Raw genomic sequence first — 24,473 nt, forward strand, 5'->3', positions numbered from 1 at the left:
AAACCGTCTTCATCGCCGATGCTCGTTCGCACCAGCAACTCTTATACTATATCACGTCCGACCGTTTTTTTGCAAGAACTTTTTTTGATCTTGTTTCATTCAATCGATTCACGATCAATCGGCCGGAATAAGAATATACCACGCCCTCAGAGAGAATGCAAGCTTTTTCTGAGGGCATATTTTATTAACCTGTGATTTCTTCGATGTAGAGATGGCGTTCTCCCGTCAAGTTGACTACGCCGCCTTCTACTTGAACCATAGGACGGGTCGGATCGTTGCGGTCGATATAAATGATGGTGCCTTGGCGCCCATCACTGAGTCTGACACGGGTTCCATTATACAGTTCAGTTGATCTCTGAATAAACGTCCGTACAATCGCCGGGTCGAGCTTACCGAAGCTCTCGGCCTGAATCTGCTCCAGCACTCGATAAGGCGAATCTGCCTTTCTGTAAGCACGCTCCAACGTCATTGCATGGAAGATATCGGCTACCGCTACAATTTTGGCGTATATATGAATCTGGCTGCCTCCCAGACGAAGCGGATAACCGGAAGCATCAAGCTTCTCATGGTGCTGAAGCGCGGCCAGCTTCACGCCGTCATTAATTGCCGTCACACTCCGAAGCAGCTGGTACCCGTACTTGGTATGCTGGCGCATTTCTTCCGCTTCATCTCCGCTTAGCGGCTTGGGCTTGTTCAGAATCGAGTCGTCGACCCGGGTATTGCCGATATCATGCAGCAGCCCGGCAAAAGCAGCCTGCATCCAGTCCTTTTGCGGCAGACCAATCCACTGGGACAGCTTGTAGGCCGTCATCGCGCACAGAACTGCTTTATGATGCTGATATTCTCTGCGGTCCGGCATGGCCGGCATAAAGGTCAACACATGGTAGTCTTTCAATTGAGCGACCAGCGCTTCAAGCTGGCCCCGCAATTCAAGAATCGGGAAAGGCCCCGAGCCGGCTGAAGCAAACGTTCTTCGAACCATGTTCAACATACGGTCATATTCATGATGTAGAGGCGATAGAACGCGTTTAAGCCTCTCTTCGGTAATAGTATGCTGCGGTTTGGCCGACTTCTTCGCATCCGGCACGGCCGGACTTTCCTTCGTATTCCCCTCTTGGCCTTCGACTTCAATCTGTTGAATCAGAAAGGCCTGAAGAATCTCCATATCACGCGGAAGCACCACTTTTCCTTTGGCAAACAGCTTGCCTCCCAGCGGCGTAGTGACATCCCTCGTTATTCTGGCCCCCGGCTTAATCTCTGTCACCGATACAATAGGCACTGCGTTTCCCCCTAACCCTTACGCCAAAGTCTCCGAATTTCTTGAATTTCCGGTACTATAGTCCTGATTATAAGCCGGTTCTCCTGTTTCATCCATACGCTTTATTCCGTTTATCGGAATTTAAGATTCTAAATAACAGCCTTACCTTCGTCTGATTCGGATTCTATGTCAAAAAAGCAGACTCCCGTAGGGAGCCTGCTCCATATCTACTTCTATATGCAATCTTATTCTTCCGATTCCGGCCCTTCCGCCGAGCTGCCGCTCTCCAGGCTGTCCTCTTCCGCCGATTCCTCGGTGATCCCCTCCACCGCGTCCTCAGTCGGTTCGCCTTCCTCATCTTCCTCGTCGTTCTTATCCGCCCGGCAGACGGTCGCCACAGCGTCGTCTTCGCGGATATTGATCAGCTTGACACCTTGGGCATAACGGCCCATCGTCGAGATCCCGTCCATGCTCGTGCGAATCAGTGTTCCGCTGGTGGTGATAATCATCAGGTCTTCGTCCGGCTTAACGACTTTCAGTCCGACAACCGGGCCGTTCTTATCCGTCAGATTAATCATCTTGATCCCCTTGCCGCCCCGGCTCTGGTAACGGAATTCACCCGCAGACGTACGCTTGCCGTAGCCGTTCGAGGTAACAATCAGCACCTCCAGCTCCTTATCCATGCAGTCCATGCCGATCACATGGTCATCGTCGTCCAGCGTAATGCCTTTGACCCCTGTAGCGCTGCGTCCCATGGAACGCACATCGCTCTCCGGGAACGTAATCGACATCCCGCCAGCCGTACCCAGAATGAGGTTCTGCTTGCCGTCGGTCAGCTTGACTTCAATCAGTTCGTCTTCTTCGCGCAGGTTGATAGCGATCAGTCCGCCCTTGCGGATGTTGTTGTAATCCTCAAGCGGCGTCTTCTTGACAATCCCTTGACGGGTAGCGAAGAAAAGGAAGCTGTCGCCGATATTCTCTTCCACCTGGATTACAGCGCTGATCTTCTCGCCCTGCTCGATCTGGATCAGATTGATAATAGGCGTCCCCCGGGCTGTGCGTCCAAGCTCCGGAATCTCGTAGGCCTTAATCCGGTACACCTTGCCCTTGTCGGTGAAGAAGAGAAGATAATTATGCGAGTTGCTGATGAACAGATGCTCCACAAAATCCTCGCTCTTCGTATCCATTCCGACAACGCCTCGTCCGCCGCGCTTCTGGCTGCGGTAAGTGTTAACCGGCAGGCGCTTGATGTACCCGCTGTGCGTTACGGTAACGACCACTTCTTCGCGCGGGATCAGGTCTTCGTCTAGAATGCTGTCTTCGCCAATGGTGATCTCGGTTCGGCGATCGTCGGAATACCGCTCTTTCAGCTCCTGCAGTTCCTTCTCGATAATCTCCAGAACCAGGGCTTCATCAGCCAGGATAGCTTCATATTCCGCAATCTTGGCTACCAGCTCCTGATATTCTCCTTCGATCTTGTCGCGTTCCAGACCGGTCAGGCGCTGCATCCGCATATCGAGGATAGCCTGGGCCTGCTCCGTGCTGAGATCAAAGGTGGAGATCAATCCGTCCCGGGCGATATCCACCGTACGGGAAGCGCGGATCAGCGAGATCACTTCGTCCAGATGGTCCAGGGCAATCCGCAGACCTTCCAGGATATGAGCGCGCGCCCGAGCCTTCTTGAGATCAAATTCTGTACGTCTTCGAATGACTTCAATCTGGTGCTGCAGGTAATAATACAGAACGTCCCGCAGGTTCAGTACCTTTGGTTCGTTATTGACAATAGCGAGCATATTAATGCCGAATGTCGACTGCATGGCCGTATGCTTGAACAGATTGTTCAGCACTACATTCGGATTGACATCGCGCCGCAGTTCAATGACCACCCGCATACCATTGCGATCGGACTCATCCCGAAGGTCCGTAATGCCGTCTACCCGCTTCTCGCGGACCAGTTCGGCAATCTTCTCGACGAGACGGGCCTTATTGACCTGATACGGGAGTTCATGAATGATAATCCGGCCCTTGCCGTTGTTATCCTCAATTGTTGTCTTCGCCCGCATTGTGACCGAGCCGCGCCCTGTCCGGTAGGCCTGACGAATTCCTTCCCGCCCCAGAATGTATCCGGCCGTAGGAAAGTCCGGGCCCTGAATATATTCCATAAGTTCCATCGAAGTAATATCCGGGTTGTGAATCATGGCTTGTACGCCGCTGATCACCTCGCCCAGATTGTGGGGAGGGATATTCGTCGCCATACCGACAGCAATCCCCGACACTCCGTTAACCAGAAGGTTAGGGAAGCGCGCAGGAAGCACTGCAGGCTCCAGTTCTTCGCCGTCATAGTTAGGCAGGAAATCTACCGTTTCTTTATTCAGATCGCGAAGCATTTCCATCGCAATCTTGGACAGTCTTGCTTCCGTATAACGCATGGCTGCCGCCATATCGCCGTCAATCGACCCGAAGTTGCCGTGTCCATCTACCAGCATATAGCGCATGGAGAAGTCCTGGGCCATACGGACCATGGTCTCGTAGACCGCCGAATCCCCGTGCGGATGATACTTGCCGATAACTTCTCCGACGATTCTCGCTGATTTCTTGTGAGGCTTATCCGATACAATGCCCAGTTCCGACATTGCATAGAGGATGCGGCGATGCACCGGTTTGAGCCCGTCCCGCACATCCGGCAAGGCCCGGCTAACAATAATGCTCATTGCATAATCCATAAAGGATTCGCGCATCTCGACGCCGATGTCCCGGTCCTTGATCTGCGGGTTATTCTGTTCAGCCATGAATTGCTGGACCTCCTTCGGTTAAGAAGAAACGGTTCGGCCATTCTCTTGGAACCGGCCATTGTTCTAGCAAACCGCTACCCTTAATTATATTACTTTCACAAAAACTGCACAATTTAAACCTGTCTTCCCCTCCGGCCGCAACCGGAAGAATTAAATGCTTCATTCGGGATGTTCGCCCTGTCTCAAAAGCCTACCGGTTCATAGACTGTAGGGACTCCATACAGCCGTTTTTCTCCTGCTTCAGCCCCGGAAAGCATGATTTCCACATCCTCATATTATACCATTCTTTCGGCGGATTGTCCTGACATTTCGGCCTGCCAAGGAGGAATACAATGAAAATTCAGCGGGTTGCCAGCAAATGGGCCAAGACCCGGGCGCTGATGACTAGCGCCTCATTGGCTCCCTACATTCCCGACACTCGGAAATATGAATTCAGCACGCTTCAAGAGATGCTGGGTCTCTACCGGACCGTGTACATCAAGCCGGACCGGGGTACCTACGGGGCGGGTGTCATGCGCGCCGAGTGGCGCCGAATCACCGTCTCCCAATCCGCAAGCTCCCCCTCGTCCAACAGCGGTCATGAGGGAGTTGAAGAGCGCGATCTTTACCTGCTCCGGTACGGCACCTCGACTGAAACCCACTCGACGGTTCAGACGCTGCATGCCGCCATTCAGGGGCGTATCCGTGAACGGCTCTACTTGGTTCAAAAAGGAATCGATCTGCTCCATAGCGGCGGCCGTCCCTTTGATCTGCGTGTCTTGGCCCAGAAGAATCCGGAGGGCTTCTGGGAGACAACCGGCATGCTGGCCCGAGTGGCTGCCCCGATGAAGATCGTAACCAATTATCACAACGGAGGCCGGATCCGCTCCGTCCGCCCCCTGCTCGAGGAGCAGATGACCGGCGGAGAGGCTCGCGATTTGAGAATGCGGCTGGAACAGCTTGGGGTCAGCTTCGGCCGGCAGCTGGAGCAGTCTTTTCCGGGGATCAAAGAGATCGGGCTGGATGTTGCCATTGACGGCCGCCATGACTTCTGGGTTCTCGAGGTTAACACCCTGCCTTCCCTCGTTGTCTTCAAGACTTTTCGCGACAAGTCGATCTACCGCCGCATACGCAGGTATGCTATCGCCTATGGGCGTCCAGGCCTCGGGCGATCTTCCCGCTGAATCCATCAGGCTGAGTTCCAGCCCTATAACCACCATAACCAAAAAAGGCCTTTGGCCCCGCCCTGAACAGGCGGAGCCAAAGGTCCGTATACCGAAAAGCAAAACGCTGTCCGTTCTTAGATATCCAGATTCTTCACCGTTGCCGCATGCTCCTGAATGAAGTCACGGCGCGGTTCGACATTGTCGCCCATCAGCGTATCGAACAGGCTGTCGGCCAGAATCGCGTCTTCGATCGTGACCTGCAGCATGGTACGGCTCTCGGGATCCATGGTTGTATCCCAGAGTTGCTCCGGGTTCATTTCTCCGAGACCCTTGTAGCGCTGTACATTGACCTTGACATTGTCCCCGAAGGAAGCGATGATCTCGTCCCGCTCTTTCTCGGAGCCGGCATAGCGGATCGTCTTGTTGCGTTCAATCTTGAACAGCGGCGGCTGGGCGATATAAATATAGCCGGCCTCGACAATCTTACGCATGTACCGGTAAAAGAACGTCAGCAGCAGGGTCCGGATGTGGGCTCCGTCGACGTCCGCATCGGTCATAATGACGACCTTATGGTACCGGGCCTTCGACAGATCAAAGTCATCGCCGATGCCGGTCCCAAGAGCCGTAATAATGGCCCGAATTTCGGCATTGGACAGGATGCGGTCCAGTCTTGCCTTCTCCACGTTGAGGATTTTGCCGCGCAGCGGCAGAATCGCCTGGAAGTGGCGGTCGCGCCCCTGCTTGGCGGAGCCCCCCGCAGAGTCGCCTTCGACGATATACAGCTCGCTGATCGACGCATCCTTCGAGGAGCAATCGGCCAGCTTGCCCGGCAGGGCGCTGACTTCTAGGGCGCTCTTGCGCCGGGTCAGCTCGCGGGCTTTGCGCGCCGCTTCGCGGGCACGGGAGGCTTGCAGCGACTTCTCCAGAATCCGGCGCGAAACGGCCGGATTCTCTTCGAGAAATTCCTGCAGCTTCTCGGAGAACAGAGACTCGACAACTCCGCGGACTTCACTGTTGCCCAGCTTCGTCTTCGTCTGTCCCTCGAACTGAGGCTCGGGGATCTTGACGGAGATAATTGCCGTCAGTCCTTCGCGGACATCGTCGCCGGTGAGATTCGAGGCACTGTCTTTAATCATGCCGCTCTTGCGGGCATAGTCGTTGATGATGCGCGTCAACGCGCTTTTGAAGCCGGATTCATGTGTGCCGCCCTCATGGGTATGAATATTGTTGGCGAACGAATAGATGTTCTCTGTGTAGGAATCGTTGTACTGAAGTGCCACGTCGACCTGAATCATATCCTTGGTTCCGCCTACGTAGATAGGCTCTTCATGCAGCGCTTCCTTCTTCTCGTTCAGATACTTCACGTACTCGATGATGCCGCCGTCGTACTTGAACGTATTGGAGGTTCCGGTCCGTTCGTCCGTAAGCGACAGCTCGATACCTCTGTTGAGAAAGGCCAGCTCGCGAATGCGGGTCAGCAGGGTGTTGTAGTCGTATACGGTGGTCTCCGTGAACACTTCCGGGTCGGGATGGAACGTTGTCATGGTTCCCGTCTCGTCCGTATCCCCGATAATCTGAATATCATACTGCGGTACGCCGCGGCGGTATTCCTGACGGTAGGCATGGCCATCCCGCTTGACCGTGACAACCACTTGTTCGGACAATGCGTTCACAACGGAAATACCGACCCCGTGCAGACCGCCGGATACCTTGTATCCCCCGCCGCCGAATTTGCCGCCGGCATGGAGGACGGTCATTACGACCTCAAGCGTCGACTTCTTAAGCTTCACGTTCTCGCCGACCGGAATGCCCCGGCCGTTGTCAATAACGGTGATTGAGTTATCGGTATGGACGATAACCTGAATCTTGTCGCAGAATCCGGCCAGCGCTTCGTCGATGCTGTTGTCGACAACTTCCCAGACCAGATGATGGAGACCTTTGGCGCTGGTAGAGCCGATGTACATGCCCGGCCGCTTGCGGACCGCTTCCAGCCCCTCCAGGACCTGAATCTGGCTTTCGTCATATGTCGGTTGATTCATTGACATGTCTTCACCTGCTTCTTTCGGATTGTCTCGTAGATCTGCTGCCGTAAGTTCCTACATTTCCGGCAGAATGCGGGCCCTCTTCTTCAGCGTGGAGGAAGAGATAGGGGAATAATAGACAACGTCCCGGGTAACGACAATAGACTTGGCTTCTTCCTCCCCGATCGTCTCCAGCGTCTTGTTCAGTCTGGCCGAGGCCACGAACTGCTTCGACAGCTTGGAGGACTTCTCGATGGAGATATCGAATATGGCGATCAATTCCGAGGATCGGATAATCTTCTCCCCGCCCAAGTGGATATACACCAGCTCATCTCCCGCTCGCTTCAGACTCGATGGCGCCGCCGCGGACCCGATAGAGCACGGCGCCCTTTAATTTATCGGCATGCAGACCTTCCACGCCCGTTGCCGTGATGAAGGTCTGCACTTTGCTCTGGAACGTCTCGATCAATTGGCTCTGCCGGTACGGGTCCAGCTCGGACAGCACATCATCCAGCAGCAGGACCGGATACTCCCCGATTTCGCCGTGAATCAGCTCGATCTCCGCCAGCTTCAGCGACAGGGCAGTCGTTCGCTGCTGCCCCTGGGAACCGTACACACTGGCTTCCCGGCCATTGATAAAAAAGGACAAGTCATCCCGGTGAGGGCCCGTAAGCGTCATCCCTCTCCGGATTTCCTGCTCCCTTGTTTGTGATAACTTTAACATAAAATTGTCCAATAAGACAGCTTCATCTTCCTCTTCCCGGCTTCCAAAAGAGGGCACATACAGCAGTTCAAGCGCTTCCCCGCCATTCGTAATTCCCCGGTGAATACTCTCTGCCCAGACCTGGAGCTTCTTTATGAATTCTTTCCGTTTCCGGACGATTTTAACGCCATGGGCCGCCAGTTGTTCATCCCAAATATCGAGCATTTCCCGCCCGGAGTCCCTGTTCCAGAGCTGCTTGAGCAGATTGCTCCGCTGCAGCAGCACTTTCTGATACTGCTGCAGGTGATACAGATAGCTCGGCTGCACCTGGCCGATCTCCATATCAAGGAACCGCCGGCGCACGCCGGGCGTTCCCTTGACGATCTCCAGGTCTTCGGGAGCGAACATGACGACGTTGAGCGAACCTACGAATTCGCTGAGCCTGCGCTGCTCCAGCCCGTTGATTTTGGCTTTTTTGCCGTGCGCAGAGAGCGTCATTTCAAGGTGGACATCCCCGTATTTGCGGGTGACGTCCGCACTGATATGGGCGGCGCCGTCCGGCGCGTCAAAAGCGATCAGTTCCCGGTCCTTGGAGGTCCTATGGCTCTTAGTCATGGCCAGAACATAAAGGGCCTCCACCAGATTGGTCTTTCCCTGGGCGTTCTGTCCGAGAATCAGATTGACGTCGCCCAGGTTCTCCAGCCGGAGTCCCTCATAGTTGCGATAATGCTGCAGGGCGATACTCTTTACAAACAAGCGGCAGTCCTCCCATAGCTACATGATTCGCCATTTCGTCTCCTGGCCAGGAGCAGCTTACCGCTCTTCCGCTTCGCCTCCGGCAACGACAAATACGCCTTCTCCCTCAACCTCGATCCGGTCTCCGGGATACAGCTTTCTTCCTCTCCGCTCTTCCGCCTCGCCGTTGACCTTGACTTGTCCCTCTTGAAGCAGCGCCTTGGCCATTCCGCCTGTGGATACACAATCACTCAGCTTCAGGAACTGGTCCAGCTTGATATATCCACTGTGGATAACAATTTCTTTCATCGGGTTGATTCCTTTCTCTCACTCTTATCCACAAGCGTGGATAAAATTTAATTGGTGGTCCGGTACGGCAGAATGACATATTTGCTTCGGCTGTCATCCTGCGGCTGGAGAATAATCGGGCTCATCATCCCGGTAAATGCAATCAGCAGCTGCTCGCTGTCGATCACCTTCAGCACATCCAGCATATATTTGGAGTTGAACGAAATCCGCAGCGGTTCTCCTTTGAAATCAATAACCTCGAGTTCTTCCCGCACTTTGCCGAGCTCTGTCGAGCTGGAGGAGATTTCGATGCCGCCCTGCTCCAGTGTCTGGAGCCGGACGATGTTCGTCTTCTCTTCACGGGAGAGGAGATAGGCGCGGTCAATCGCTTCACTCAGTTTTTTGGTGTCCACAATCAGTTCTGTTTTGTACGTCGACGGAATAATTCTAGAAGTATCCGGATAAATGCCGTCCAGGATACGGGTGTAGAACAGCACACGGTCCAGCTTGAACAAGACTTGATTGTCGGCGACGACGATGTCGACCAGCATATTCTGATCGGGAATGATCTTGCTGAGTTCATTCAGCGTTTTGCCGGCAATCACAATGTTCGAGAACCGGATTTCTTCCGTTCCGTCGAGATTGGCGGCGCGGGTAGCCAGACGGTGGCGGTCGGTTGCGGTAAATTTGAATTCCCCGTTCTCCAGATGCCAGAGAATGCCGGTGAGAATCGGAGTGGTCTCCTGGGTGGAGATTGAAAAAGCGGTCTGTCGGATCATGTTCTTCAGCAGATCGCCCTGGATAGTAATCGTCTCGTTGCCCTCGATGTCCGGCAGCACCGGGAATTCTTCCGGATCAAGTCCGACCATCTGGATCTCGGCGGAGCCGGAGGAAATGAAGGTCTGGAAGCCGTCTTTGACTTCCATCATGATCTCCTTGGACGGCAGCTTCTTAATAATCTCGACAAAAAACTTGGCCGGCAGTACAACACTTCCGGGCTGATCGATATGAACGACAACTTCGCTGTCATTCTCGGCCGGTATAAAGGACTGGATGGAAATATCGGTATCGCTGGCGGTGAGCGTCACGCCCTGATGCGTGACTTCAAGCTTAATGCCGGTCAGGATCGGAATGGTGGTTCGGCTGGAGATCGCCTTCGATACGTGCTGGATCGCTTCGTTAAGCTCATTCTTCAGAATACTGATTTTCATGGTTTCACTCCTAGAGAGAATTATCGGCCGGAGCCCAGCAGGGGCCTTCTCCGGCAGGCGTCCCGTCTGCTTATATGCAGAAGAATCTTTTAATAAATTCTTAGTAGTATCAGTAGTAGGGACCAAGAATATGTGGATAAGCCTTGCAGACCGCATAAAATTAAGCCTATGCACATGTGAATAGATTGTGTATAGGCTCTTGGATAACAGTTTAGTTAGGAGAATAGACAAAGCGTTCTAAGAAGGATTCTTGATCTTCTCGGAGAGGCTCGTTACCACTTTGTACAGTTCCTGATCGGCCTTCAGCGATTGGGTAATCTTCTCGTGAGCATGAATGACCGTGGTATGGTCGCGTCCTCCGAAGGCTTCCCCGATCTTGGGCAGCGAATAGTCGGTCAGTTCTCTGGACAGATACATGGCAATTTGGCGCGGAAAAGCAACGGCTTTCGTCCGCTTGCGCGCCTTGAAGTCCTCAAGCCGGAGATTATAATATTCGCCGACCTTTTGCTGGATGTCCTGGATGGTAATCATCTTCGGCCGGCTGGACGGAATAATATCCTTCAGCGCTTCGGCTGCCAGATGGGTCGTCACATCCTGATTGGTCAGCGAGGAATAGGCTACGACCCGAATAAGGGCGCCTTCGAGCTCCCGGATGTTCGTATCAATCTGGTTGGCGATGTACATCATCGCTTCGTTGGGAATATCGAGATGCTCAGCCTTGGCTTTCTTCCGCAAAATGGCTATCCGCGTCTCCAGATCCGGCGGCTGGATATCGGTAATCAGTCCCCATTCAAACCGGGAACGAAGCCGTTCTTCCAGAGTCGGAATCTCTTTGGGCGGACGGTCGCTGGAGATAATGATCTGCTTGCCTTCTTCGTGCAGGGCATTGAAGGTATGGAAAAATTCCTCCTGCGTCGATTCTTTGCCGGCGAGGAATTGGATATCGTCGATGAGCAGAATGTCTACGTTGCGGTATTTGTTCCGGAAGCTCTCGCCGCGGTTGTCGCGGATCGAATTAATGAACTCATTCGTGAACTTCTCGGAGGAAATGTAGATGACCTTGTTGCTCGGATTGTGCTCCAGAATATAGTGGCCGATCGCGTGCATCAGATGGGTCTTGCCGAGTCCGACGCCTCCGTAGAGGAAGAGCGGATTGTAAGCTTTGGCCGGCAGCTCCGCGACCGCAAGGGAAGCGGCATGGGCGAACCGGTTGCCGGAGCCGATGACGAAGGTATCAAACGTATATTTGGGATTCAGCATATGCGTCTGGGCTTCTTCACGGGAAACGGCGGGCGAGGGAGGTGCTTGCTGCACAATCGGTTCGGCGGGCTTGTTCTCCTCAATGACGAATTTGACCTCCACCTGGTGGCCCGTCACCTCGTAGACCGTAGCTCCAACCAGCTTGGTGTAGCGGCTCTCCAACCATTCGACGGCAAATGTCGTCGGTGCGGATATGACAATCGTCTGGGTACTGAAGGACAGCGCCTTGGTTGCTTTGAACCAGGTATCGAAGCTGGGCTTGCTAAGTTTGGTCTGAATAATCGAGAGAATCTGCTGCCATAATTCGGAAGTATGGCTGTCCACAACTGTCACTCCTTTAAATCTTCCAAATGTGGCTTGAGCCATGAAGTGGAATGTCGAAGAAAATAAATGTCGAGAGGGTTTATCCCCAATATCCCGGCCATAGGGACAAAAAAATATGGATAAATTTGATTTGTTCACAACTTTATCCACAGCTTGTTGATAATTTGGCGAACAAACAAATCTATTCACATTCAAAAGTAATACCATCATAGCAAAAGCGGCCTTGTTTTTCAATGAGCGGCCGTTATTTATCCACAAATTCAATCACTTGTGCATAATCGTTGACCACAATACTACATATTGTTGATAATTTGTTCATCATTCGACAAAGTAGGTCAAAATGCTCCCGAATCTTATTCACAGGTTATCCGGGAACGGGACCAACGGGTGATCCTGCCGTCCACAAGTGGATAAATGGCCTGCCGGGAGTTATTCAAGCTTGGGCAGAGCAGGAATGTGGATAAATATCTTTTAAAAAGAGGGAGGAAGCCTGGGATTATGGCTTGACTTGGAGGAAGATATTATGCTTAAATATATAAAGGTGTTTTCTGTGACGTGAGTTCAGTTAACGAAGACCCTGTAAGGGAGGTGCAATACATGAGACCGACATTCAAACCGAATGTAAGCAAACGCAAAAAGGTGCATGGGTTCCGCGCTAGAATGAGCACGAAAAACGGCCGTAAGGTGCTGGCAGCCCGCCGCTTGAAAGGCAGAAAAGTGCTGAGTGCTTAATAAACGCGGATAAGACCACTACGGTGGTCTTTTTTTTTGACACCGCAGTACCCTTTTGACCGCAGTACCCTTTTGAAATCAGGACGTTCTGGTCCATACTTATATATAGGTATAAAGGAATCAAGCTAAGATAGAATGAGGAGATTGTTCCGTGCACAAAAGCTTGCGTTTGCGAAACCGCGCCGACTTCAGCCGCGTATACCGTCATGGGAAGTCTTTTGCGAATCATCAGTTCGTGGTTTATTGGCATCCACGGAGAGAAGTGGAACGCTTCCGGGCGGGCATCTCGGTCAGCAAAAAGGTCGGAAACGCCGTTGTCCGCAACCGGATGAGACGGCTGGTCAAAGAGATTGTGCGGCATCATGAGGCAGAGATCGTTTCGGGACTCGATCTGGTCTTTATTGTGCGAAAGGGCGCGCTGGATCTGAAATACGCGGAGCTGGAGAAGAGCATCCTCCATGTCCTGCGCAAAGCCAAGCTGCTCAAGGCTTCGCACCGTTAGGACAGGCCGCCGGGGCTTGTTTATTTGTATCCATAATTATGATATGATTTACGGTGCAATGGAATGTGAAGAGAGGGGTTATGAAGTGTCGGTATTTAAGGGTAGACGAGGAAGGTATTTTCTCCTCATCGCTATGCTGCTTCTATCGGTTACTGTGCTGTCGGGATGTTCGTCGTCGGCGACAGTTACCCACGATATTAATGATCTGAAGAACGGCAGCTTCTGGCAGCGAAATGTAGTGCTGTACTTCGCCGAGGCACTTGAGACCTTCGCCAGATGGTTCAACGGCGAATATGTGCTGGCGGTGCTTGTAATGGTAATTATCGTCCGGACACTGATCTTGCCGCTTACGATGAAGCAGGTCCGCAGCTCGCGGGCGATGCAGGCGATTCAGCCGGAGCTTCAGAAGATTCAGAAGAAGTACAAGGATCAGCCGGAGAAGATTCAGCAGGAGACGATGAAGCTCTTCCAGGAGAACAAGGTCAACCCAATGGCGGGCTGTCTGCCGCTGCTGGTGCAGATGCCGATTTTTATCGCGCTGTATAACTCCATCTATTATAATCCTCATCTCCGGGAACATGACTTCCTGTGGCTGCAGCTTGGGAAGCCGGACCATTATTTTATCCTTCCGGCAATTGCGGCACTGACCACGTTCCTTCAGACAAAGATGATGACCAAGATGAACCCGGCGCAGGCGCAGGGTCCGATGCAGTTCATGATGATGATCTATCCGGTCTTGATCTTCGTCATGTCTTACAACTTCCCGGCGGCGCTTCCGCTGTACTGGGTATTCAGTAACGTATACACCATTATCCAAAACTATTTCCTCTATAGAAATAACAATGCCCCTCAAGTGGCTGTAGCCGGTGCCGGAAGTACGGCCGGCGGAAGCGGAGCGGCCAAGAATGGCGGCAGCGTCAAGAACAGCGGCAATGCCAAGAACAGCGGCAATGCCAAGAATGGCAGTGCCAAGAATAACGGCAACGGTACCAGCGGCAAGAAGCCGAAGGAGGGCAAAAAGTCCAAATGAACCATGTCGTCGCATCAGGGAAAACCATTGAAGAAGCTGTAGAGAGCGGGCTTGTCCGGCTCGGTGTTAGCAAGGACCAGGTTACGGTTCATGTGCTGGAGCAGCCATCCAAAGGATTCCTGGGGCTTATCGGAACCAGGCCGGCCAAGGTCGAATTGACCTTGCTGCCTCAGCCGGAACCGGAGCCTGCGGCGAGTTCACCGTCAATGCCTCAGCAGACCCCAGGAGAGAGCAGAACAGAGGCGCCGGACGGCGCACCTCGCCCGGCCTCCCGCTCCGCGGAGCAGGCCTATCAGGAAGCGGTCCGATTCATTGTGGATGTGGCCCGCACCATGGGACTGGAAGTGACCGTGGAGGTGGCCCCGTCCCGGGACACCACGACTCTTCAGATTGCTGGTCCCGATCTGGGACTGCTGATCGGCAGAAGAGGACAGACCCTGGACGCCCTGCAGTATTTGGCCAATATTGTGGCCAACCGTTATTCCGACAGCTTTGTCCGTCTTGTGCTGGATGCGGAGAATTTCCGCGAACGGCGGAAGAAGACGCTAGAAGATCTGGCCGACCGGCTGGCGAGCCGGGTAATCCGGACCCGCCGCGAGGTGATGCTGGAGCCGATGCCGCCGCAGGAACGGAAGATTATTCACTCCAGACTGCAGAATCACCGGCAGGTGACGACGACCAGCCGGGGCGAAGAGCCGAACCGGCGGGTTGTAATTACGCTGAAGTAAAGAAGATATGCCGCAATGACTCCTTGCTGCCTGAGGGGTCATTTGTTTTTATAGCACAAGATTATGAGAGTGAAATGAGGGAAGCTTATGCTTAGCGATACTATAGCAGCCGTCTCCACCGCTGTCGGGGAAGGCGGCATTGCTATTATACGGGTGAGCGGACCGGACGCCGTCGCCGAAGTCGGGAGGCTGATGCGCAGCCGCACACCGCTTCCCGAGGCGGCATCCCATACGGTGCAGTACGGGCATATCGTCGACCCGCAGGGCGGCGAGGTGATGGAAGAGGTGCTGGTGACCGTGATGCGGGCGCCGCGTTCTTTTACGATGGAGGATGTCGTAGAGATTAGTACGCACGGAGGCGTCATTTCGGTAAGACGGGTCATGGACCTGCTGCTTCAGCAGCGGATCCGCTTGGCTGAACCGGGTGAATTCACGAAGCGCGCCTTTCTGAACGGCCGAATTGATCTGTCCCAAGCCGAGGCGGTCATGGATCTGATCCGCTCCAAATCCGACCGGGCGTTCTCGGTGGCGCTGAAGCAGGTTGGCGGCTCGCTGTCCCAACAGATTGCCGCACTTCGCCAGACACTGCTGGAGACGCTGGCCCATATCGAAGTGAATATTGATTATCCGGAGCATGATGTCGAGGCGCTGACGGCTGAATATATCAAGACCCGGTGCACCGAGGTTACGGAAGGCATCGACCGTCTGCTGAAGTCCGCCCAGCAGGGCAAAATTCTGCGCGAAGGCATTACAACCGCGATTGTCGGACGGCCCAATGTCGGCAAGTCCTCGCTTCTGAATGCGCTCGCCCGGGAGAACAAAGCGATTGTTACCGATATTCCGGGTACCACGAGAGATGTAATTGAAGAGTATGTCACCATTAATCATATTCCGCTCCGCCTGCTCGATACCGCAGGAATCCGGGAGACGATGGACCTGGTAGAGCAGATCGGCGTGGAACGGTCGAAGGCTGCTTTTGGAGAAGCGGACCTTGTACTGCTGGTGTTGAATGCCAGCGAGCCGCTTCATGACGATGAACTGGAATTGATGGAACAAATCCGCGGTAGACAAGCACTGGTGATTCTGAATAAAATGGACTTGCCGTCTGCCCTGGACCGGGCGGAATTAACCCGCCGCTTCGGCGAGGAAGCGATTGTGCCCATGTCGGTGCTGCAGGAGCAGGGGCTGGACAAGCTCGAAGAGGCGATCTCGTCTCTGTTCCTTGGCGGAAAGCTCGAATCCGGGGACCTGACCTATGTCAGCAACGTCCGGCATATCGCTCTGCTGAAGAAGGCTCGGCAGTCGCTCCGGGATGCGTACGATGCAGCGGAGCAGTTGATTCCCATTGATATGATTCAGATTGACGTCCGGCTTGCCTGGGAGCAGCTTGGCGAGATTGTGGGAGATACGGCGGCGGATTCGCTGCTGGATCAGATTTTCTCCCAGTTCTGTCTGGGCAAGTAAACCGGCAGGCAGGAATAGATAGGATATGACAGGTTAGCGGCCTAGAGTGCCGTTTCAATAGAGGAGGAGTATAGGATGAGTTACGAAGGAGGACAGTATGATGTGATTGTCGTCGGAGCCGGACATGCCGGCTGCGAGGCAGCGCTGGCGGCGGCCCGGATGGGCTGCCGCACGCTGATGGTGACGATCAATCTCGATATGGTGGCGTTCATGCCTTGCAATCCGTCAATCGGCGGGCCGGCCAAAGGGCATGTGGTCCGTGAGATTGACGCGCTGGGCGGCGAAATGGGCCGGAACATTGACAAGACGTTCATCCAGCTGCGGATGCTCAATACCGGCAAGGGACCTGCGGTGCATGCGCTGCGGGCTCAAGCCGACAAGTTCCTGTACCAGCATACGATGAAAGAGACGATGGAGAAGACGCCGAACCTGACCATGCTGCAGGGGATGGTGGAAGAGCTGATCGTCGAGAATGGAATCTGCACCGGCGTCGTAACGAAGACGGGAACGGCCTACCGGGCGAAGAGTGTAGTGCTGACTACAGGGACCTATCTGCGCGGCAAAGTCATTATGGGCGAGCTGACGTACGAGAGCGGACCGAATAATCAGCAGCCTTCCGTCAAGCTGTCGGAGCATCTCCGGGAGCTGGGGTTTGAACTCGTTCGCTTCAAGACAGGCACGCCGCCGCGCGTGCACCGGGATACGATTGATTTCTCGAAGACCGAGATTCAGCCTGGCGATGAACAGCCGAAGTTCTTCTCCTATGAGACCAAGTCTTCCGAGATTGAGCAGCTCCCCTGCTGGCTGACCTATACATCGGAGACGACGCATCAGATCATCAACGACAACCTCCACCGGGCGCCGATGTTCACAGGGATTATTGAAGGAACCGGACCGAGATATTGCCCTTCGATTGAGGATAAGATTGTCCGGTTCAGCGATAAGCCGAAGCATCAGATCTTCCTGGAGCCGGAAGGACGCAATACCGCCGAATATTATGTGCAGGGTCTGTCTACCAGTCTGCCGGAGGATGTGCAGCTCTCGATGCTCCGTTCCATTCCGGGTCTGGAAAAAGTAGAGATGATGCGCAACGGATACGCCATCGAATACGACGCCATGGTCCCGACCCAGCTGTGGCCGAGTCTGGAGACCAAACGTCTGCCCGGCTTGTTCACTGCCGGACAGATTAACGGCACATCGGGTTACGAGGAAGCGGCAGGCCAGGGAATTATGGCCGGCATTAATGCGGCCCGCAGAGCCCAAGGCCAGGAGCCGGTTGTTCTCGACCGCTCGCAAGGCTATATCGGAGTGCTGATCGACGATCTTGTTACCAAGGGAACGAACGAGCCGTACCGGCTGCTGACTTCCCGTGCCGAGTATCGGCTGCTGCTCCGCCATGACAACGCCGATCTGCGTCTGACGCCGACGGGTTACCGGATTGGCCTTATTTCCGAGGAACGGTATGCCGCCTTCCTGGATAAGAAGCAGAAAGTGGAGGATGAGATTGCCCGCCTTCAGGAGACAAGGGTCAAGCCTGCGGAAGTCAATGACCTGCTGGCCGAAGCCGGTTCGGCTCCGATTGCGGAAGGAAGCAACCTGCTGGTGCTGATGCGCCGTCCGGAAATCGGTTACGCCATCATTGACCGGCTGTCTCCGTCGCCTGAAGAACTGGATGAAGACATGAAGGAACAAGTGGAAATCCAGATTAAATATGCCGGGTATATCGAGAAGCAGCTTCAGCATGTGGAACGCCTTCAGAAGATGGAGAAGAAGAAGCTGCCGGAAGATATAGACTACTCCGCCATTCATGGTCTTGCTATGGAAGCCCGGCAGAAGCTGGAGAAGATTCGCCCCATCTCGATTGGCCAAGCTTCCCGCATTTCCGGTGTCACACCGGCAGACGTCTCCATTCTGCTGGTCTACCTGGAGCAATTTAACCGCGTAGCTGCTGCGAAAGGATAATCCCGACATGGATGATTTACAGAAGCGGTTTACGGAGTGGCTGGGACCGAAAGGAATTGAACTCAGCCCTCGTCAACTGGAACAGTTTGAACGATATTATCAGGAATTGGTTGAATGGAATCAGAAGATGAACCTGACTGGGATTACGGAACGCGAACAGGTTTATATGAAGCATTTCTATGATTCGCTCTCTCTGGCATTCTTTGTTGATCTGTCCAAGGTGCAGTCGCTTGCCGATATCGGATCGGGCGCAGGCTTTCCCGGGATTCCACTCAAGATCGCTTTTCCGGAACTGAAGCTGACGATTGTGGATTCGCTGGCCAAGCGAATTTCCTTCCTCCGGCATGTAGCCGATGAATTGGAACTGTCTCATGTGGAACTGATTCATGGAAGGGCGGAGGATATTGCCCGTCTGCCCGAGCATCGGGACCGCTATGATCTCGTTACGGCCAGAGCGGTGGCCCGAATGGCGCTGCTGAACGAGTTCTGTCTGCCGTTCGTGCGTCCCCAAGGCCTGTTCGTTGCCATGAAGGGAAGCGATCCAGCAGAAGAACTGACAGAGGCGGTACGCAGTCTGAAGGAACTTAAAGGCGAGGTTGCCGCCGTGGAATCTATGACGCTGCCTGTCGAGGAATCCGCCAGGCATTTGGTTGTCATCCGCAAGACGGCGGGAACGCCCTCTAAATACCCGCGCAAGGCGGGTGTACCGGCTAAATCGCCGCTCATTTAATGTTCCACGTGAAACAGATATTCCTTTCTTTGGATGAGTCCTGCCGACAGGCAGGGCTTTTTTGTCGGGTCATGCCGGAGCCTTCCGTTCGTCTACCAAGAAAAATAGGTCTTGATGAAGAATAGGATTATAGCGGAAAAAGTGATAGAATAAAGAATAGCTGAACGAAGGGTTCGGTTGATGGCCATTGCCTGTATGTGGAATTATGCTCTTCAGTATAAACGCATACAATTACGAAATTAGGTGGTTATGAACGGAATGAAAGAACAATTCACCAAGCTGTTTGGATTTACCGAGCGGAGCAGCGGAGAAGAAATCAAACAAATCCCGGTGGACCAGGTCATCAGCAGTCCTTACCAGCCGAGAACGATCTTTGACGATGAGAAGATTGAGGAGCTGTGCCAGACGATCAAGACACACGGTATCATCCAGCCGATCGTCGTTCGCATGAGAGATTCCCAATACGAGATTATCGCCGGCGAAAGACGGTGGCGCGCAGTCAAAAAGCTGGGTATGGCGAACATACCAGCCATCGTGCGGGATTTCAATAACTCGCAGGCCGCTTCCATCGCTCTCATCGAGAATCTTCAGCGGGAGGGATTAACTTCCATTGAAGAGGCAATCGCCTATCAGAAGCTGATCGATCTGCATCAACTGACCCAGGAAAGCCTTGCTCAACGGCTGGGCAAGAGTCAATCCACGATCGCCAATAAGATCCGACTGCTGCAGCTTCCGGAAGAAGTCAAAACAGCGCTGATGGAGCGTCAAATCACCGAACGCCATGCCCGATCGCTGCTGTCTCTGGAGAGTACAGAGCTGCAGATAAAGGTGCTCGGCGAAATTATTTCCAAAGGCCTGAATGTGAAACAAACGGAGGCTAGAATTGCCTTCTATAAAGAGAACGCCAAGATCAAGAAAGCCAAACGAATCTCATACACAAAGGATGTCAGACTAGCCCTGAATACGATCAGGCAATCCATCGATATGGTGAGCGGCTCCGGAATGGCGATCAAGACATCGGAGAATGATCGGGGCGACCATTATGAAATCGTCATTCAAATTCCAAAACGATAAGTGGTTTGCAGTTGAAGGCGGCCTGGACGTTATTGGCCGCCTTTCCCATGACTGCCCCTCTGCGGAAGAGCAAAAACCGGAAGAGGGCGAAGATCGCAGCAAACATCGACTACCAGAGGATTCTTCCCAACCATTCGAGGTGAATTCAGTGTCCAAAATTATAGCCATAGCGAATCAAAAGGGCGGGGTCGGCAAAACCACGACTTCGGTCAATCTCGGAGCAAGTCTGGCTACCTTGGGTAAACGGGTCCTGCTTGTAGACATCGACCCCCAAGGCAATACGACCAGTGGAGTCGGGATTAATAAAGCCGATGTCGAGAACTGCATCTATGACATCCTCATTAATGAAGTTCATCCCCGGGATGCTATCCTGGAGACCAAGATTGACGGCCTTCATATTATACCGGCGACTATTCAGCTGGCCGGGGCCGAAATCGAACTGGTCTCGACCATTTCCCGCGAGCTCCGTCTGAAGAAGGCGCTGAGTCTGGTCAAACCGCAGTACGATTATATTCTGATCGACTGTCCGCCTTCGCTGGGGATTCTGACGATCAATTCGCTGACGGCTGCCGATTCGGTTATCATCCCGATCCAGTGCGAGTATTATGCGCTTGAAGGATTAAGCCAGCTGCTCAATACGGTTCGTCTCGTACAAAAGAATCTCAATCCGCTGCTGCGGATTGAAGGCGTCTTGCTGACCATGCTGGATGCCCGAACGAATCTGGGTATCCAGGTCATTGAAGAAGTAAAGAAGTATTTCCAGGAAAAGGTATACCGCACGATTATCCCGCGCAACGTCCGTCTGAGCGAAGCGCCTTCGCACGGACAGTCGATCGTTACCTATGATCCGCGTTCCAAAGGCGCGGAAGTGTATTTTGAGTTGGCAAAGGAAGTGGTTTCGTATGAGTAAGCGTCTGGGCAAAGGACTGGATGCCCTGATTCCGTCGCTGTCCATCCATGAGGATGACAAGGTCGTAGAAATCCCCTTGGGACAGCTGCGAGCCAACCCGTATCAGCCTCGTAAAGAGTTCAAGGAAGAGGCGATTCAGGAGCTGGCAGAGTCGATTCGTCAGCATGGAGTCATTCAACCTATTATTGTACGAAGTGTACTGAAAGGCTATGAGATCATAGCCGGTGAGCGGCGATTCCGTGCTTCCCAGTATTGCGGAAAAGCAACCATTCCCGCTGTTGTCCGCAGTTTCAGCGATCAGCAGGTAATGGAGATTGCGCTGATTGAGAACCTGCAGCGCGAGAATCTGAATGCCATGGAAGTGGCGGTCGCCTACCAAGGGTTAATGGATCAATTCTCCTTGACCCAGGAAGAACTATCCTTAAAGGTAGGAAAGTCCAGATCGCATATCGCCAATTTCCTTCGCCTGCTGACGCTGCCTGAAGAAGTGAAAGAATATGTTTCACGTGGAACAATTTCGATGGGACATGCCCGTGCCATTGCGGCCCTTAAAGACCCGGAATTGATTAAGCAGCTTGCAGGACAGTGTGTGGAACAGGAATGGAGTGTGCGTGAACTCGAGGATGCTGTGAAGAACCTCGACCGTCAGCCGACTCCAACAGCCAAGCCAAAAACAATTAAGCGTGATCCGTATATTGACCAAATGGAAGAGACGCTAAGAGAACGGTTCAAAACGACGGTAAAGATCAAGCATGGCAAAGACAAAGGGAAGATTGAATTGAATTATTACAGCAATCAGGATCTGGAACGCCTGCTGGAGTTGTTGGGCCAGCAGTAAGCGGTTCTTGAGCCGAAGAGGTGCAAGAAGACATATCCGAACCTGTCCGGTGGCGGGGGAGGGTATGTTTTTTAGAGGAGAAGGCAATTGCGGGATGGAGGGTGAGGATGGCGAAGGATGTTATTTATCTGGATCATGCGGCCACCTCTTGGCCGAAACCGCCTGAAGTCATCCGGGCCGTTGTAGAGGCGATGGAACAGGCGGGTGCCAATGCGGGGAGGGGGAGTCATTCTCTTGCGGTAGACAGCGGACGCCTATTGGTTCGAGCGCGCATGGAACTGGCGCAGTTGTTCGGCATTCGCAATGCCCAAGATTTGGCCTTCTGCTACAACACGACCATGGCACTGAATATGGCCATACAGGGCACTCTGAAACCGGGCGACCACGTGATTGCAACCATGGCGGAACACAATTCGGTGCGCAGACCGCTGGAGTATTTACGGCGGACAAGAGGGGTAGAGGTTGACTTTGCTGAAGTCGATGCGGACGGTTATGTGAATCTCTCTCATCTTGGCAGGCTGTTCAGACCGAATACGAAGCTGGTCGTATGTACGCACAGTTCCAACCTGTTGGGCAGCATTCAGCCAGTTGGAGAGATCGGTGATCTGGCCAAGTCGAGAGGGGCAAGGTTTCTGGTGGATGCGGCGCAGTCTGCCGGAAGCCTGGATATTGACGTCTCTTTAATGAATATTGACCTGCTGGCTTTTCCGGGACACAAAGGTCTTCTTGGTCCGCAGGGGACAGGAGGACTTTATATCGCTCCTGATCTCGATTTGGAGCCGATTCTGACCGGAGGCACGGGGAGCCAATCGGAGAACAGGGAACAGCCGGATGTGCGGCCTGACCGGTATGAATCAGGTACGCAGAACGTACCGGGTATTGCAGGTCTCCTGGCTGGCGTTCGCCGGGTGCGTGAATGGAAGCCGGGCTGTATTCATCGCCGGGAGTGGGAACAGGTGCAGATGCTGATGGAAGGATTGCAAGAGCTACCGGGCATAAGGCTGCTGGGGCCGCGAGCGGGAGAAGAGCGCAGCGGGCTTATCGCTTTTACAGTGAAGGGATTGGATTCGGCCCGGGTTGCGCACCGGCTGGACCGGGAGTTCGGAATTGCCGTTCGGGCAGGGATGCACTGTGCGCCGTTGGCGCATGAAGCGATGGGCACGCTGGCGAGCGGTGCTGTTCGTGCGAGCGTAGGCGTCGGGACAACGGAAGATGAGGTGCGGTCGCTGCTGGAGGCAATGCGTCATATCTTAGGCGCTGGAGTCTGATGAGATATTCCATGAAAAAGAGGAAGGTAAACGATGTCGGACATTAATTCACTGCTCCAGGAACAATTGGGCTGGATTGTGGGCGGGATGGGGCTGCTCATTCTGATCCTGTTCATCCTGGTGCTGATGCAGGGCAGCCGAATTCGCGGCATGCGCCGGAGATACGCCTCCATGATGGGAGGGACAGGGATTGAAGATTTGGAGACGCTGTTGATTGATCTAAAGAATCAGAGCGACCGGCTTGAAGAAGAACAAGAGAACCATGCCCGCGCGATCGAAGGCCTTCTGGTTAAAGTGCAGGGGCTGAAGGCCAAGGTCGCGTTAAAACGTTATAATGCATTCGGTGAACGCGGCAATGATCTGAGCTTCTCGCTGGCCATCGTCGATGAACATAAGAATGGCATTGTTCTGACCAGTCTTCACAGCCGCGACAGCTCCTATATCTACTCCAAGCCGCTGGAAGCCGGCGCTTCTGTCTACGCGCTGTCTCCTGAAGAACAGGAAGTCATTGCTCAAGCGCTGCAGCAGATCTAGCATGCAGATGCCATTGCTTCAAGGCAGAATAGAGGGCGGAGGAAATAATCTCCGATAAGCGCATGACCAGACTCAGTCTGGTATTCTGCAGAACAAAATACTCCATGAAGCCGCCGACGTTGACGATGCCCGTTAGATGGATATCGCCGACCGGCGGCAGTTGTTTATTCACCCCTGCTCCGGGGCGGAGCGGACCCTCGACCACCTGGATACAGCCTACACTTGCGGAATGGCCGAGGCAGGCGTCAATGCCAATGACAAACGGGCGGTGGAACCGGCCCTGAATCTCATTCAAGGTGTCCTGAAGGTTGACGGCATGAACCGGGTTCTCCAGAGTGCCATACAGTTCAAAAAGAGGACTGCGGAAGCGGGCGAGAGCGGTGCCGACCAGCGGGCCGAGCGCATCGCCGGTAGAACGGTCGGTTCCGATGCAGATGACGACAATCGGCGAACCGGGAGCGGAGCGGGACAGGTGGAACAGCAGGCGATGAATGACGGCCGAATAGATTTCCGGATCGGTATGTGCTATTTTTAAACAAGACATTTCGTGGGCCGGCAGGGGAGGAATCGATTGATTCATACCATCTTCCTTTCCTTGGACGAGTCTAGTGGATGGTAACCAGTATATGGCCGGGAGAAGGTTTTTATACTCGGCGAGATGAAGATGGGCCCAGGCGCCCAGGGGGGCGGGACAGATGGAGCAGGAACTGCTGATCGCATTCGATTCGACCCAGCAGGCGCTGCGAGCTGAAATGCTGCTGGAGTATGCGGGGATCGAGATTGATATATTTCCGACACCGAAGGAGATTACCGCGGGATGTGCGATGTCGATTCAATTTGATCCCGGTTGTCTTGCTCGGGTAAGAGAAATTATCAGAGAGCAGCAGGTGGAGATTCGCGGTATCTTTGAGAAAGTCGGCGCGGAGGAGTATCGGATTACAGCAGAGTGAGGAGGAAGAAGGAT

General features: G+C 53.7%; 23 protein-coding genes. 14 read left to right on the forward strand and 9 right to left on the reverse strand.

Features of this window, described 5'->3' with window-relative positions:
* Positions 1-184 precede the first annotated feature (184 nt).
* Both F4V43_RS08600 and gyrA read right to left on the reverse strand, forming a co-directional pair.
* Positions 185-1,279: an HD-GYP domain-containing protein gene (locus tag F4V43_RS08600; RefSeq protein WP_150457840.1), complete on the reverse strand. Its 1,095-nt coding sequence runs from the start codon at positions 1,277-1,279 to the stop codon at positions 185-187.
* A gap of 224 nt (positions 1,280-1,503) precedes the next feature.
* Positions 1,504-4,047: a DNA gyrase subunit A gene (gene gyrA / locus F4V43_RS08605; protein WP_150457841.1), complete on the reverse strand. Its 2,544-nt coding sequence runs from the start codon at positions 4,045-4,047 to the stop codon at positions 1,504-1,506.
* Positions 4,048-4,382: 335 nt separating this feature from the next.
* Between gyrA and F4V43_RS08610 the strand changes: the two genes are divergently transcribed.
* A complete protein-coding gene (locus F4V43_RS08610) occupies positions 4,383-5,213 on the forward strand; it encodes a YheC/YheD family protein (RefSeq protein ID WP_150457842.1) in 831 nt (276 codons plus the stop codon).
* Between the two features lie 116 nt (positions 5,214-5,329).
* On the opposite strand, the gene gyrB is transcribed toward F4V43_RS08610, so the two are convergent.
* The 6 genes from gyrB to dnaA all read right to left on the reverse strand — a co-directional run bounded on the left by gyrB (position 5,330) and on the right by dnaA (position 11,737).
* Positions 5,330-7,240 (reverse strand): DNA topoisomerase (ATP-hydrolyzing) subunit B, encoded by a 1,911-nt coding sequence (gyrB, locus tag F4V43_RS08615; RefSeq protein ID WP_150457843.1) that lies wholly within the window; start codon positions 7,238-7,240, stop codon positions 5,330-5,332.
* A 51-nt stretch (positions 7,241-7,291) separates the two neighbouring features.
* Positions 7,292-7,540 carry an extracellular matrix regulator RemB gene (gene remB, locus F4V43_RS08620; protein ID WP_150457844.1) on the reverse strand — a complete coding sequence of 83 codons (249 nt, stop codon included), beginning with the start codon at positions 7,538-7,540 and terminating at the stop codon, positions 7,292-7,294.
* A gap of 4 nt (positions 7,541-7,544) precedes the next feature.
* The gene (recF, locus tag F4V43_RS08625) at positions 7,545-8,675 is read right to left on the reverse strand and encodes a DNA replication/repair protein RecF (protein ID WP_150457845.1); all 1,131 of its coding nucleotides are present in this window, start codon (positions 8,673-8,675) and stop codon (positions 7,545-7,547) included.
* A 57-nt stretch (positions 8,676-8,732) separates the two neighbouring features.
* Positions 8,733-8,963 carry a S4 domain-containing protein YaaA gene (gene yaaA / locus F4V43_RS08630; protein WP_150457846.1) on the reverse strand — a complete coding sequence of 77 codons (231 nt, stop codon included), beginning with the start codon at positions 8,961-8,963 and terminating at the stop codon, positions 8,733-8,735.
* Positions 8,964-9,010: 47 nt separating this feature from the next.
* Entirely contained in the window at positions 9,011-10,153 is a 1,143-nt protein-coding gene (dnaN, locus tag F4V43_RS08635; protein ID WP_150457847.1) for a DNA polymerase III subunit beta, read from the reverse strand.
* A 237-nt stretch (positions 10,154-10,390) separates the two neighbouring features.
* Positions 10,391-11,737: a chromosomal replication initiator protein DnaA gene (gene dnaA, locus F4V43_RS08640; protein WP_150457848.1), complete on the reverse strand. Its 1,347-nt coding sequence runs from the start codon at positions 11,735-11,737 to the stop codon at positions 10,391-10,393.
* Positions 11,738-12,334: 597 nt separating this feature from the next.
* On the opposite strand from dnaA, the gene rpmH reads away from it, so the two are divergent.
* The 12 genes from rpmH to F4V43_RS08700 all read left to right on the forward strand — a co-directional run bounded on the left by rpmH (position 12,335) and on the right by F4V43_RS08700 (position 23,509).
* Positions 12,335-12,469, forward strand: coding sequence for a 50S ribosomal protein L34 (gene rpmH / locus F4V43_RS08645; protein WP_025337168.1), 135 nt, complete (start codon positions 12,335-12,337; stop codon positions 12,467-12,469).
* Between the two features lie 151 nt (positions 12,470-12,620).
* Positions 12,621-12,971 carry a ribonuclease P protein component gene (gene rnpA / locus F4V43_RS08650; RefSeq protein WP_150457849.1) on the forward strand — a complete coding sequence of 117 codons (351 nt, stop codon included), beginning with the start codon at positions 12,621-12,623 and terminating at the stop codon, positions 12,969-12,971.
* Between the two features lie 85 nt (positions 12,972-13,056).
* Positions 13,057-14,001 (forward strand): YidC/Oxa1 family membrane protein insertase, encoded by a 945-nt coding sequence (locus tag F4V43_RS08655; protein WP_150457850.1) that lies wholly within the window; start codon positions 13,057-13,059, stop codon positions 13,999-14,001.
* Positions 13,998-14,729: an RNA-binding cell elongation regulator Jag/EloR gene (gene jag, locus F4V43_RS08660; protein ID WP_150457851.1), complete on the forward strand. Its 732-nt coding sequence runs from the start codon at positions 13,998-14,000 to the stop codon at positions 14,727-14,729. The genes F4V43_RS08655 and jag overlap by 4 nt, the downstream gene beginning before the upstream one ends.
* Before the next feature lie 87 nt (positions 14,730-14,816).
* The gene (mnmE, locus tag F4V43_RS08665) at positions 14,817-16,193 is read left to right on the forward strand and encodes a tRNA uridine-5-carboxymethylaminomethyl(34) synthesis GTPase MnmE (protein ID WP_150457852.1); all 1,377 of its coding nucleotides are present in this window, start codon (positions 14,817-14,819) and stop codon (positions 16,191-16,193) included.
* 75 nt (positions 16,194-16,268) lie between these two features.
* Positions 16,269-18,155 carry a tRNA uridine-5-carboxymethylaminomethyl(34) synthesis enzyme MnmG gene (gene mnmG, locus F4V43_RS08670; protein ID WP_150457853.1) on the forward strand — a complete coding sequence of 629 codons (1,887 nt, stop codon included), beginning with the start codon at positions 16,269-16,271 and terminating at the stop codon, positions 18,153-18,155.
* 7 nt (positions 18,156-18,162) lie between these two features.
* A complete protein-coding gene (gene rsmG, locus F4V43_RS08675) occupies positions 18,163-18,885 on the forward strand; it encodes a 16S rRNA (guanine(527)-N(7))-methyltransferase RsmG (protein ID WP_150457854.1) in 723 nt (240 codons plus the stop codon).
* 258 nt (positions 18,886-19,143) lie between these two features.
* Complete coding sequence (gene noc, locus F4V43_RS08680) at positions 19,144-19,959, forward strand: nucleoid occlusion protein (RefSeq protein ID WP_150457855.1); 816 nt, start codon at positions 19,144-19,146, stop codon at positions 19,957-19,959.
* Between the two features lie 148 nt (positions 19,960-20,107).
* A complete protein-coding gene (locus F4V43_RS08685) occupies positions 20,108-20,869 on the forward strand; it encodes a ParA family protein (protein ID WP_150457856.1) in 762 nt (253 codons plus the stop codon).
* Positions 20,862-21,707: a ParB/RepB/Spo0J family partition protein gene (locus tag F4V43_RS08690; protein ID WP_150457857.1), complete on the forward strand. Its 846-nt coding sequence runs from the start codon at positions 20,862-20,864 to the stop codon at positions 21,705-21,707. The genes F4V43_RS08685 and F4V43_RS08690 overlap by 8 nt, the downstream gene beginning before the upstream one ends.
* Before the next feature lie 107 nt (positions 21,708-21,814).
* The gene (locus F4V43_RS08695) at positions 21,815-22,975 is read left to right on the forward strand and encodes an aminotransferase class V-fold PLP-dependent enzyme (RefSeq protein WP_150457858.1); all 1,161 of its coding nucleotides are present in this window, start codon (positions 21,815-21,817) and stop codon (positions 22,973-22,975) included.
* 33 nt (positions 22,976-23,008) lie between these two features.
* Entirely contained in the window at positions 23,009-23,509 is a 501-nt protein-coding gene (locus F4V43_RS08700; protein ID WP_150457859.1) for a DUF4446 family protein, read from the forward strand.
* Here the strand turns inward: F4V43_RS08700 and yyaC are convergent.
* Positions 23,481-24,089 (reverse strand): spore protease YyaC, encoded by a 609-nt coding sequence (gene yyaC, locus F4V43_RS08705; RefSeq protein WP_150457860.1) that lies wholly within the window; start codon positions 24,087-24,089, stop codon positions 23,481-23,483. The two genes, F4V43_RS08700 and yyaC, sit on opposite strands and share 29 nt — an antisense overlap.
* A gap of 115 nt (positions 24,090-24,204) precedes the next feature.
* Between yyaC and F4V43_RS08710 the strand changes: the two genes are divergently transcribed.
* Positions 24,205-24,459, forward strand: a complete 255-nt coding sequence (locus tag F4V43_RS08710; RefSeq protein WP_150457861.1) for a DUF3343 domain-containing protein — start codon at positions 24,205-24,207, stop codon at positions 24,457-24,459.
* The last annotated feature ends 14 nt before the right edge of the window (positions 24,460-24,473 follow it).

Source organism: Paenibacillus spiritus, from assembly GCF_008710135.1.
In the GTDB taxonomy this organism is placed as follows: Bacteria; Bacillota; Bacilli; order Paenibacillales; family Paenibacillaceae; genus Paenibacillus_AQ; species Paenibacillus_AQ glufosinatiresistens.